Genomic DNA, 12,605 nt, shown 5'->3' with positions numbered 1-12,605 from the left:
TGTCAATCTTCAAAATAAAATAAAAAAAGACAGTGCAGATTACACCGTCTTTAATGATTCCTTTTTTTCTTTTTCTTGTGATGAGATATTTAACAGCGCTAAAAATACAGACACAATGCCGCAAAAAGCGGATAAAATAAAAATCAGCCAGCCTGCATTTGACATCAGGGCAGCAAAGATCGGCGGTCCCGCCGCTACTCCGATAAACCGCATGCTGTTATAAAATGAGGTGATGGTTCCCGATTCCTCGTTGTCTACGCCTTCTGTGATGACAGCGTCTAATGCCGGTAATGCTATTCCGATACCGATACCGCTGACACACAAAAAGATAAATAATAAATAAAAACTGTGATTCCACCATAGGCCGATAAACGACAGTGTCACGGCACTCATTCCGAAAACAATGCAAAACTTCATTTTGCCTTGGTCTTTCCCGATTTTTCTGCCTGATATATATGAACTGACGGATAGAAATAAAAGCGGGATTGCCAAAAGCGCTCCTTTAGCCACACCGTCAATTCCGTATTTCTTCTCCAGTGAGTCTGATAAATAAAAAAGAACCCCGAACAGCAAAAACATAATCACGCAGCCGATGATAAATACCGTAAAGAGCCAGCGTCCGTCACGCTTAAATATGCGGCCGACATTTTTCACAAATTCGGAAATAGAAGGCGCTTCTTTTTGTTTCTCCGGCTTTGCCACCAAAAACAATACGAGAAAAAAACTGATGAGCGAAAAAAACGGAATGAACCAAAACGGCATAAACCAAAACCATGCAGCCAAGAGCGACCCGAGAATCGGGCTTAATACTTTCCCGGCCGTGTTTGACGTCTCAATGTCGCCGAGCCCCGCGGTAATCCGCTCATCATCTCCTTTGAATAAATCACCGATAAACGGCATCACTACAGGAGCCGCCCCTGCCGAACCGATTCCTTGCAGCACCCGCCCCGCCAAGATAATGGGATAAGGATGCTTGAACGCGGTGGAAGCTATCGCGGCAAGCGCTCCGCCCGCACCGGCTATGAGAAGACAAGGCAGAAGAACCTTTTTTCTTCCGAATTTATCGGACAAATATCCGGCAATCGGAATACAAATAATCGCCACAATCGAATAGACCGTTATAATTAACGATACTTGAAAAGACGATATGGACAGCTTCTTTTCAATCATCGGAAGCACAGGAATCAGCATGGAATTCCCGAGTGTCATCACGAGCGGTACAGAAGCCAGAGCAATGATATTTTTTGTTCCATTTTTCTTCTTACTCAACTTATTCACCCATTCACTATACTTGGTTGTTTCCTGTTTTATTGTGCCTTGCGGAAAACAAAGTATGTATTGAAGCGGCAAATAAAAAAACAGACACATGACGCGTCTGTCTTAAAAACGTTTTCTTACAACATGAAAACTGAACTTATCAGCCCGGAAATAATTTAATGAATACAGCACAGGTTCATCATTCTGATTATAGTGGGTTTGCTTCAGCAATAAAAGCGCCGTCTCCGGCTCGCATTCCAAAACCGGTGAAATCGTATCGTGATATCCGATCGGTTCGATATCAGCAACGGCATAGCTGATCACAGACCCGGAGTTTTTTTCCAAAAGATCAAAAATAGATTCCTGTTCATGACAGAAAGAATTCGGCAGAATGTGCATCGGAATCGTATCTAAACAGTAAACGACCGGAGTGCCGCTTGCCGTTCTCACGCGTTCCAAATAAAAAAGCTCCTGCTCAGGCTCAAGCCGGAATCTAGCGATATCTTCATCAGACGGCGTGATGACCTGAGACGACAAAAAAATCGTACCCGGCACCATGTTCGCCTGCTGAATCATTTTCGTCACGCTGTTGAGCTGTTCAATACCTGAAAGAAACAGCGGTTTTGTATGGACGAAAGTGCCCACACCGTGCCTTCTGATAATCACATGCTCCTCTTCAAGGATACGCAAAGCTTCACGCAGAGTTGCCCGGCTGACACCCATAGATTTTGAAAGCTCAAATTCAGAAGGAAGCTTTTCCTTTTCGGTGTAAATTCCGTTTTGTATATCCTCTTTGATTCGCTCAATCACTTTTAGGTACAAGTGACGATTGTCAGCTTTTGTAGACATGTTTCCCCTCCGTAAACCACTTTCATAAATTATTGAACAATTGGGACAACTATATCATGTTTTAATAAAAAAATAAATAGGAATGATTTTGGTGATATCATTTTCAGTGAAAACTCTCTCCTTTTTAAGAAGAGAGCTCATCATATTGTTCCTTAGATAATAGTACTTCCCTCGGTTTGCTTCCTTCATACGGCCCGACGACGCCCCGTTCCTCCATTGCGTCAATCAGACGGGCTGCTCTCGTATATCCGATTCTGAACCGCCTTTGAAGCATGGAGACTGATGCCGTCTGCATGCCGATAATCAAATCGACCGCTTCGTCATAGAGATCATCCGTTACTTCACTGTGTGTTTCCGACACTTCTTCCGGAATCATCTCTTCTTGATACTGCGCTTTTTGCTGCGTAATCACATGATCGACGACATGCTCAACCTCTTCATCCGATAAAAATGCTCCCTGGACCCGGACAGGCTTATTCGCGCCTACAGGCAGAAACAGCATGTCTCCGCGCCCCAGAAGCTTTTCAGCGCCGCCCATGTCTAAAATTGTCCGTGAATCGGTCTGAGATGAAACACTGAAGGCAATTCTTGACGGAATGTTGGCTTTAATAACACCGGTAATAACGTCAACTGAAGGCCGCTGAGTCGCGATAATCAAATGAATTCCCGCCGCCCGCGCCATCTGTGAAAGTCTCGTAATTGAATCTTCCACGTCGGACGAAGCGACCATCATCAGATCGGCAAGCTCGTCAACGATGACGACGATGTACGGCAGCTCGGGCTGCTTGACTTCTTCTTCGGCATTTGACCGCTTAATATGGTCGTTATAGCCTTCTATATTTCTCGTACCCGTATGGGAGAACAGCTCATAGCGGCGCTCCATCTCATTGACGACCTTTTTCAAAGCCTGCGAGGCCTTTTTCGGATCTGTCACGACCGGCGCAAGCAGATGAGGAATGCCGTTATACACATTCAGCTCAACCATTTTCGGATCAATCATCATCATCTTCACTTCATGCGGTTTGGCCCTCATCAGAATGCTCGTAATAATACCGTTGACACAGACGCTTTTTCCGCTTCCCGTTGCCCCCGCTACAAGCAGGTGGGGCATTTTGTTCAGTTCGGCAAGCACGGCTTCCCCGGAAATATTTCGTCCCAAGCCGATCAGAAGCTTCGCGTCCGGCTTGTCATTGAGCTTGGATTCAAGCACTTCTTTTAACGAAACCATCGCAACTTCAGCATTGGGCACCTCGATGCCGATTGCTGATTTACCCGGAATCGGCGCTTCTATCCGGATATCCTTGGCGGCAAGCGCGAGCGCAAGGTCATCGCTCAGATTCACGATTTTACTGACTTTGACCCCGACGTCCGGATACACCTCATATTTTGTGACCGCCGGGCCGAGATGAACTTGGGTCACTTTCGCTTTTACCCCGAAGCTTTGAAAGGTCCGTTCGAGTTTTCTTGCATTCTCGTAAATGTTTTTCTTATCGGTCTGCTGGCCGGTATGTTTCGGGTCAGCCAAGATGTCCAATGAAGGCATTTGATAATCTTTATTTTCAAGCTCTGTAAACGTCATCGGCGGAGCCGCAGCCGTTTCGTCACTGTCTTGAGCGCCGCCGGAAGGCTCATCTTTTGCCGCTTGCGCCGTCTCCTGCGTTTTTTCCGGAATCAGCGGTTCGACGCGTTCTTCCTGACGGTCTGAAAAGCTTGAAATAATCGGCTCTGAATGGATGATCGGCGAAATGATTTCCTCATCCTCTTCTTCGGGCTCAGGCATTTCTTTTTTCTTTTGAACCCGTTTTTGTTTTTTGCCCGATTTGGTTTTTGTTTTCGGCGAAGACATATTCGTTCTGACCGTCTTCATATCCTCAAGAAATGCCTGCCATTGGCCGCGGATAAACCGGCCGACGGGGCTCGTCCACTTTTTGAGCGTTTCCTGCAGTGAACGCCCCGTTACAAGAATCAGCCCCATTAAGATCAGCACGATCGCCATGATCTGTGAACCCGTTGATGCAAATAAAAAGTGGGAAGCTGCAAACAGTACCGCGCCGATCATGCCGCCGCCCAAATCAGGGGAAGCAGCCTGCTGTTTCATGTCAATCATAAACAGCTCCCACGTGTTGCCGATGACACTTGCCGACCGAATCGACCCGTGATGAGACAGATTTTTAAAGAGCTGCACGTGAGACAGCAGCAAAATACTGGCGATAATACAGTACAACCCTGCCTTTCTTCTCGTTAAAAGGCTTGGACTCTTCTTTTTCCAAAACAGCGAAATTCCGAGAAGGAAGAGCGCAATTAAGCATAAAATAAACCACTCTCCGGCAAAAAAACGGAACAAGTACACAAATGTCTGTCCCACAACGCCGAGCTGCAAAACAGCAATAATCGAGATTGCAACACAGAGCAGTCCGCTTAGTTCGTATTTTAGATTGAGCTTACTCTCTTGTTTCTTTTTAGATTTCCGTTTTTTCTTTGCCACACTCATCACCTTACTGCGTTAAAAAATGTAAAATCATACATCATGAAGAAAAGCAGCCTTTTGCCGGCTGCATTTTTCTGTAGGATTCCCCTATTATAGCATATTTTGCCCCCGAGAAGCGGACTGAATGCCGGTTAGATTTTCAGCTTGATTTTTTGTCCCGGAGCGATGTCCGGATTCAGAAAATCCATCGGGTTCGTACTTAAAATCTGTACGACTTCAGCTTCATTTCCCTTCATCTCAACCAGCAGCGGCACACCGGCGTAATCTACCTGTTCATGCACGCTTTGCTCTATATCCTGACCGTAAACGACTTCTTGGGGCATGACGGTATAAAGGATCATTGAATCATCCTTCCTTCCTCGCCCTTTCGTTCCTCAATCAGCTGATTCAGCTTTTTTATCGCCTGTCCGACGCCGCCCACGTCATCAATTAGTCCGTAATCAGCCGCATCTTTGCCGACTACGTTCGTTCCGATGTCCCTGGTTAAGTTTCCTTTTGAAAACATCAGCTCTTTGAATTTTTCTTCGGAAATATTTGAATGATGGGTCACAAAGTTGACAACCCGCTCCTGCATTTTATCCAGGTATTCAAACGTTTGCGGAACACCGATAACCAGACCTGTAAGCCGAACGGGGTGAATGGTCATTGTCGCTGTCTCCGCGATAAAACTATGATCACATGACACGGCGATCGGCACACCTATGGAGTGGCCCCCGCCGAGTACGATTGAGACGGTCGGTTTTGATAAGGATGCGAGCATTTCCGCAATCGCAAGCCCCGCTTCCACATCGCCTCCGACGGTGTTTAAGATGATCAGAAGTCCTTCGATTTTCGGATTTTGCTCAATGGCGACGATTTGCGGAATGACATGTTCATATTTGGTTGTTTTATTTTGCGGCGGGAGCTGGACGTGCCCCTCAATTTGGCCGATGATCGTCAGGCAGTGAATATTGGTATCTTGGGACATTTGCGGCAGAGATGTCTCTCCCAGCTGCTGAATTTTGCTCATAATGCTGTCTTTCGCATCTGATTTTTCGGGCTGCTGTTCCTCGGTGTTTTCCATACGATGATCCATTTTATCTTTCACCCTTTCCGAATGTCTCTTTGTATTATGAACAAAGATGATGATTTCCATCCGGGACATGAACAAAAACAAAGCCGGAGCATGATGCGCTCCGGCTTTGTATACATTATACTTCCATAATGATCGGAATGATCATCGGCTTGCGTTTTGTTTTTTCATAAAGGAATTGATTCAGCGCATCACGCATTGCTTGTTTCAGCGTGGACCATTCTACGGCAGATGTTTCTGTCGCTTCAGTCACGATAGAGCGGACGAGCTCAGTAGCTTGTACAATTAACCCCTCTGATTCTCTGACATACACGAAACCGCGCGTAATGATCTCAGGGCCTGAAACAAGGTTCTTCTTCTGCTTATCGAGTGAAATCACGACGATGAGAATGCCGTCTTGTGACAATAAGCGGCGGTCTCTCAGCACGATGTTGCCGATGTCGCCGACTCCGAGGCCGTCAATCAGAACGTTTCCGTATGTGACTTTATCCCCGATTTTCACATTCTGGCCGCGGAATTCAACGACGTCACCTTTTTCAATCAAGAAAATATCGCTGCGTTTCATGCCGATCTCTTCTGCGATTTTGGAATGCGCTTTTTGCATTCTGAATTCACCGTTAACCGGAATTAAATATTTCGGTTTCAGCAAATTAAGCATGAGTTTCAATTCTTCCTGCGAACCGTGACCGGACACATGCACTCGTTTTTGGGCGAAAATGACTTGAGCGCCGGCGCGGGCAAGCAGGTTGACGGTTTTGGAATATATCAATTCATGCCCCGGAATCGGTGTTGATGCAATGACAACGGTGTCTCCTTCTTCAATGTTAAGCTGCTTGTGAGCCTGCTTGGCCATCCGCGTAAGAGCGGCCAGCGGCTCACCATGGCTTCCAGCTGTAACAATTGCCACGTCCCGCTTCGGATATTTTTTCACATCCTGCACAGGAATAAACATTTCATCTTCGGCTTCAATATAGCCGAGCTTGCGCCCAAGCTGAAGCACGTTTTGCAGATTTTTTCCGGCGATTGCAAGTTTGCGGCCGTTCTGGACGGCAGCCTGTATCACTTGCTGGATCCGGTTGATATTAGACGCGAATACAGCAATGATGACACGGTTTTCTGAATTGTTCATCGCATCGGAAATTTCACCGCTTACATATGCTTCTGACGGAGTATACCCCGGGCGCTCCGCATTGGCGCTGTCAGAAAGCAGGGCGAGCACGCCGCTGTTTCCGATTTTGGCAATTTCGCCAATATCACATGATTGGTGATAAGCAGGCGTCTGGTCAAATTTGAAGTCTCCCGTGCATACAATAGAGCCAAGTGATGTTTTGAAGCTGACTCCCACTGAATCCGGAATACTGTGAATCGTTTTAAAGAACGATACTTTCGTTGATTCAAATGTAATGACTGATTTAGAGTGAACTTCACGTAAATCAGCTTTTCGATTATGCCCGTACTGCTTGAGTTTTTCTCTCAGTAATGCAAGTGTAAGCTTCGTTCCGTATACCGGCACCGACAGCTTGTTCAATAAATAAAAGACGCCCCCGATGTTTTCATCGTGCCCGTGTGTCAGAAAGATGGCCTTCACGCGGTCAGCCCGTTCTACTAAGTAAGAAATATCCGGAATGACGACATCAATACCGAGCATTTCATTTTCAGGGTGCATCAGCCCTGCATCCACTACAAATATGTCTGAGTCAATTTCAATGACATATAGGTTCTTCCCAATTTCTCCGACGCCGCCAAGGGCGATAATTCTGACGTTTTCTGTATTTTTCTTTTTCAAAATCTGTATCCTCCTAGTCTCATACCCGTCCATCATCACTTGTTCCTATTATAACTGATATCAATTTTAGAAAACAAGAAGAAGCGGAAGGTTTAGGGAAAACCAATATGTATACAAAACGGTCAAACTCACGATAAAAATGAGAATGACCGCGTATTTCAACTGTATAAATTTTTTCTTACAGTTCGCTGATGACGCTGCTCAGGCTCAGACGTTCATCTTCATTCAGCGGGATAAGAGGAAGACGCACAGATCCGACATCAAGGCCTTTCAGCTGCAGCGCCGTTTTGACCGGAGCCGGATTAGGCGCTTTAAAGAGCTCCTTCATGATCGGCAGAAGCTTCTGATGAATCAGTGCCGCGGTTGCCGTCTGCCCGTTCGTATAGTTTTTAATCATCTGCTGCATGTCAGAACCCACAATATGGCTGGCCACTGACACGACTCCTCTTCCGCCGACTGCAAGAATAGGAAGCGTTAACCCGTCATCACCTGAATAGACGTAAAAATCTTCCGGTGTTTCGGCAATGATTTTCGTAATGGCATCAAGATCGCCGCTCGCTTCTTTAATCGCAGAGATATTCGGAATCTCCGCAAGTCTGATGGCCGTTTCCGGCGCAAGCGAAGCGACCGTTCTGCCCGGCACGTTGTAAAGCATCACAGGAAGAGACGTTTCTTCAGCTATGGCTTTAAAATGACGGTACATCCCCTCTTGGGAAGGCTTATTATAATACGGCGTGACAAGCATAACGCAATCGACGCCGGCTTCTTCAGCTTTTTTTGTCAGTTTAATGGAGTCTTTCGTATTGTTGCTTCCCGTACCCGCAATAACAGGCACGCGTCCGTTCACTTCTTTGACTGTAAATTCAAAGAGTGCAATTTTTTCTTCCGTTGAAAGTGTCGGGGATTCGCCGGTCGTGCCTGCGACGACTAAAGAATCCGTGCCGTTTTTCAACAAATAGTCGATTAATGTAGACAGTTTTTGAAAGTCTACATTCCCTTTACTGTCAAAGGGGGTAATCATCGCTGTAGATATATTTCCGACATTCATTTTTTTCACCTCATCATGATTCAATCACATTTACTTTGAAAGTTCAAACACTTCATGCAGCGCATTTACGGCCGTTACCATATCTTTTTCATGAACGAGCACCCAGATCGTCGTATGGCTGTCGGCAGATTGCAGAATCGGAATGCCTTTATCAGAAAGTGCGGAGACGATTTTTGACGTGACACCCGGAACACCCATTATTCCGGCGCCGACCGCTGACACTTTCGCACAGCTTTCCGTCACTGTCGGTTCATATCCTAATTCAGCCAAAATGCTGCGCGCGGCTTCCGTTTTACTGCCGGCTACGGTATATACGATTTCACTCGGCGTAATGTTAAAGAAATCTACGCTGATTCCGGCATTTGCCATTGCTTTAAAGACTTCAGTCTGAACGTTGTATTGCCCCATTTTGGCGGGAACCTTAAATTGCGTCACATCTTTCACATGGGCGATCCCTGTAATCAGCCGTTCGAATACATCGCTGCCGACGTTAGACGAATGATGGGACGTCACCAAAGTGCCTTTGTCTTTTGAATAAGTGGAGCGCACGCGGATCGGCACCTTTGCCTGCATGGCGATTTCCACCGCGCGCGGATGAATGACTTTCGCGCCTTGATAAGCAAGGTTGCAGATTTCCGTATATGTGACATTCGGAAGCGGCTTAGCATTTTCCACGATTCTCGGATCGGCTGTCATAACGCCTTCCACGTCCGTAAAAATGTCGATAAACTCAGCATCAACCGCCGCGCCGAGCGCCGCCGCTGATGTATCGCTTCCTCCTCTGCCGATCGTCGTCGTGTCGCCTTTTTCAGTCGCTCCCTGAAACCCTGCGACAACGACGGCATCATGGCTGGCGAGTGCAGCGAAAAGCCGCTCTGTTTTCATTTCTATAATTTTGGCGTCAGTATGCTGGGCATTGGTTAAAAAGCCGGCCTGGGCTCCTGTTAAAGCTGCGGCTTTTATGCCGTTTTCCTTCAGCATGCTGGAAAAAACAACGGACGAAATCGTTTCTCCGCAAGACAGAAGCATATCCTGCTCTCTCGGAGAAATGTCGGACTGGCTGCCGTAAAGGAGCCCGATTAAAGAATCTGTCGCGTACGGGTCTCCTTTTCTTCCCATCGCCGATACGACAACGACAACCTTATAACCTTCACTTATGGCATCTTTAATGTGTGCTAGCGCAAGCTTGCGGCCTTTGTCATCTTTTACGGATGTTCCGCCGAATTTTTGAACAATGATCTTCACTATTTTCACTCCAAATTAGTCTACGTAACAGAAGAGAGCAGGCAGAGCCTTACTCTCTTCTGTTCGCCTATAGAAAATACGTTTGTTTTATACGAGGTTCAGTTTTTGCAGGCTTTCCGCGATTTGAACTGAGTTCCAAGCGGCGCCTTTTAACAGGTTATCAGAAACAACCCACAAATGAAAACCGTTTGCTCTGTCCAAATCTTTCCGGATTCTTCCTACAAATACATCGCGTTTGCCGACGCAATCAGCAGGCATCGGGTAAAGCTGCTCCGCCGGATCATCCTGAAGCGTAACACCCGGAGCTTCTTTTAAAAGCTGTTTAATATCTTCAACGGTTGCGTCATCACGGTCAAGCTCAATGTAAACAGATTCTGAGTGCCCTGTTTCAATCGGCAGTCTGACACATGTCGCAGCCACTTCCAGCTTCGGCATATGCATGATTTTTTTCGTTTCATTAATCATTTTCATTTCCTCAAACGTATAGCCGTTGTCTTGGAATTTATCAATTTGCGGAATGGCGTTAAATGCGATTTGATAATGCTTTTTGTCGCCTTTAACCGGCATAATGGACGGTTCTGCGGGTTCATTGTTTAAAATCGCCTTTGTCTGGCTGTACAATTCTTTCGCCGCTTCATTGCCGGCTCCGGAAACAGCTTGGTAAGTAGATACAATGACTTTTTTCAAACCGTACGCTTTGCGGATCGGTTCAAGCGCAGCCACCATCTGAATCGTTGAACAGTTAGGGTTGGCGATAATGCCGTTATGTTTGTGCAGATCACCTTCGTTCACCTCAGGCACCACGAGCGGTGTATTTTCGTCCATACGGAATGCGCTCGTATTGTCAATCACGATGGCTCCCCGTTTTACAGCCTCAGGCGCCAAGCTTTGTGATACGCTTCCGCCGGCGCTGAATAACGCGATATGAACGTCTTCGAAGCTTTCAGGAACAGCTTCCTGCACTGTATATTCTTCGCCTTTAAACGTTACTTTCGTACCAGCAGAACGCTTTGAGGATAGTAGTGTGAGTGTTTCGATTTCAAAGTTTCTGTCTTCCAGTGTTTTCAGCATTTGCTGTCCTACGGCTCCCGTCGCTCCGACAACTGCTACGTGTAATCCTCTTCCCATCTGTAAAACTCCTTCCGCCAATTAAGCATCATTTGTTGAATTGACTTTGCATTTTACGTTTTATTTTACCATAGAATAGTCACGGATTGACCGAATTTTTTTATTCCGGAATGATTTTCTGTCATCATGATTTTTTATTCATGATGGTGTACGAGCACCGGCTGAACCTGCTGGTGCAAAAGAGCTTTTTCTACCGTAATCGGAAGGAGATCCATTCTGGCGACGAGCGATGTCGGTTTTTTCACGTGGTCATCCTGGCCGAACGGGATGAAATATATGTTTTTTGCGGACATCAGCCTCATTAAATTCGTTCCGTTTAAACCGAGTCCGTCATTTGTTGAAATTCCGAGCACGACCGGCCGGCCGTTGCGGATCGTGGCTTTCGCAGCCATAAGGACGGGGCTGTCAGTCATCGCATTTGCGAGTTTGCTCATTGAATTTCCGGTTAAAGGGGCGATGACCATGCAGTCGAGCGGAAGTTTCGGCCCGAGAGGCTCCGCTTTTACGATGGAATCAATCGCCTCAAAGCCTGTTGCTTCTTCAATTTTTCTGACCCAATCTCCCCCCTCCCCAAAGCGGGTATCGGTCGATTGAACGGTTGACGTCACGACCGGCCGGACTTCAGCTCCTTGACTGATAAGCGCCTCTATTTGCGGAAACACTTCCTCATATGTGCAATGCGAGCCGGTTAATCCGAATCCGATTCTTTTCCCTTTCAGAGACATGGCTATTTCCCCTCTTTCTTTAAGTCTGCCAAAAGCTTGCTCAATACGTTCGCAATAATCTGTCCGGCTGTTTTCGGGGCCACAATTCCCGGAAGACCCGGAGCAAGCAGCGCTTTAATGCCTTGTTTTTCAGCATATTTGAAATCCGTTCCGCCCGGACGGGATGCTAAATCCAAAATCAAGGTCTTCGGCGTCATGCGCGATAAAACGCTTTGATTCAGAATCAAGCTCGGTACGGTGTTAATGCAGATATCAATATCATTTACATGTTCAGTAAGCTCTTCAAGTTGAAAAGGAGAAAGCCCCATTTCCGATATACGGGCTAAATGAGCCGAACTCCGCGCGCCCACTTTTACTTTCGCCCCTAACGCTGCAAACGTCCGGGCGATCGTCATACCGGTGCGCCCCATGCCGAGAACGGCGACATTTGATCCGTGAATGGTATAATCCGTATGCTGAATCGCCATCATGATTGTTCCTTCAACAGTGGGAATCGAGTTGAATATCGCGATGTCGTCCCGCTCAAATAATTTCACAAGCTTACGGCCGGCTTCGCTGGCGATCCCCTCAAGATATGCATTGGAGATGCCTGAATAAATGACGCAATGCTCCGGTGTCCGCTCAAGATAGCTCTGCTTTAATACCACTTCTTCATTTGAAAAAACCGTGGAAACAACGCCTTCTCCGGTCGTTGCCGATACAGGCAGGATGATACTGTCTATTTTTTGAAAGGGAATCTCATCAATTTTGCATTTGACGGTTCCTGTAAAACCGTCATCCAATTGGTCAAACCCTGCAAGATAAATATCGGCATGCTGTTCTGTCAGCTTTCTTATAATCTCAAGCTGTCTTGCGTCACCGCCAATGATCGCAATTGTTAATCCGGTTAACATCTGAAACGTTCACCTTCTTTACAGTTACTGGATCTTTTAAGTGTCATCCTCCTCTTCATCGTATGTGCAAAGAGAAAGGGCGGTGAATGTACAGCGTCTTTTTCATGAAAAAAG

The 12,605-nt window shown here is 46.5% G+C and carries 11 protein-coding genes; all 11 read right to left on the bottom strand.

What is annotated here, in order from left to right; all coding sequences use genetic code 11:
• Positions 1 to 39: 39 nt before the first annotated feature.
• The 11 genes from ACWJJX_RS04050 to dpaA all read right to left on the bottom strand — a co-directional run bounded on the left by ACWJJX_RS04050 (position 40) and on the right by dpaA (position 12,491).
• Entirely contained in the window at positions 40 to 1,269 is a 1,230-nt protein-coding gene (locus tag ACWJJX_RS04050) for an MFS transporter (RefSeq protein WP_071391824.1), read from the bottom strand.
• A 111-nt stretch (positions 1,270 to 1,380) separates the two neighbouring features.
• Positions 1,381 to 2,106, bottom strand: a complete 726-nt coding sequence (locus ACWJJX_RS04045; protein WP_015388224.1) for a GntR family transcriptional regulator — start codon at positions 2,104 to 2,106, stop codon at positions 1,381 to 1,383.
• A 124-nt stretch (positions 2,107 to 2,230) separates the two neighbouring features.
• The gene (locus tag ACWJJX_RS04040) at positions 2,231 to 4,591 is read right to left on the bottom strand and encodes an FtsK/SpoIIIE family DNA translocase (RefSeq protein WP_025649451.1); all 2,361 of its coding nucleotides are present in this window, start codon (positions 4,589 to 4,591) and stop codon (positions 2,231 to 2,233) included.
• 134 nt (positions 4,592 to 4,725) lie between these two features.
• Positions 4,726 to 4,935, bottom strand: coding sequence for a YlzJ-like family protein (locus tag ACWJJX_RS04035; RefSeq protein WP_003154161.1), 210 nt, complete (start codon positions 4,933 to 4,935; stop codon positions 4,726 to 4,728).
• Complete coding sequence (locus ACWJJX_RS04030; RefSeq protein WP_025851243.1) at positions 4,932 to 5,669, bottom strand: ClpP family protease; 738 nt, start codon at positions 5,667 to 5,669, stop codon at positions 4,932 to 4,934. Before ACWJJX_RS04030 ends, ACWJJX_RS04035 begins: the two co-directional genes overlap by 4 nt.
• Positions 5,670 to 5,784: 115 nt before the next feature.
• Complete coding sequence (gene rnjB / locus ACWJJX_RS04025) at positions 5,785 to 7,452, bottom strand: ribonuclease J2 (RefSeq protein ID WP_003154163.1); 1,668 nt, start codon at positions 7,450 to 7,452, stop codon at positions 5,785 to 5,787.
• A 178-nt stretch (positions 7,453 to 7,630) separates the two neighbouring features.
• Entirely contained in the window at positions 7,631 to 8,500 is an 870-nt protein-coding gene (gene dapA, locus ACWJJX_RS04020) for a 4-hydroxy-tetrahydrodipicolinate synthase (RefSeq protein WP_003154166.1), read from the bottom strand.
• Between the two features lie 30 nt (positions 8,501 to 8,530).
• On the bottom strand, positions 8,531 to 9,745 hold the full coding sequence (gene dapG / locus ACWJJX_RS04015) for an aspartate kinase (protein ID WP_025649453.1): 1,215 nt from the start codon (positions 9,743 to 9,745) through the stop codon (positions 8,531 to 8,533).
• 87 nt (positions 9,746 to 9,832) lie between these two features.
• Positions 9,833 to 10,873 carry an aspartate-semialdehyde dehydrogenase gene (asd, locus tag ACWJJX_RS04010; protein WP_070081832.1) on the bottom strand — a complete coding sequence of 347 codons (1,041 nt, stop codon included), beginning with the start codon at positions 10,871 to 10,873 and terminating at the stop codon, positions 9,833 to 9,835.
• Positions 10,874 to 11,007: 134 nt separating this feature from the next.
• A complete protein-coding gene (gene dpaB, locus ACWJJX_RS04005; protein WP_007409809.1) occupies positions 11,008 to 11,598 on the bottom strand; it encodes a dipicolinate synthase subunit B in 591 nt (196 codons plus the stop codon).
• 2 nt (positions 11,599 to 11,600) lie between these two features.
• Complete coding sequence (gene dpaA, locus ACWJJX_RS04000) at positions 11,601 to 12,491, bottom strand: dipicolinic acid synthetase subunit A (RefSeq protein WP_025851250.1); 891 nt, start codon at positions 12,489 to 12,491, stop codon at positions 11,601 to 11,603.
• Between the last annotated feature and the right edge of the window lie 114 nt (positions 12,492 to 12,605).

It is taken from the genome of Bacillus sp. YH3-2-B2, from assembly GCF_053663335.1.
This window is presented reverse-complemented; position numbering and strand designations above follow the sequence as displayed.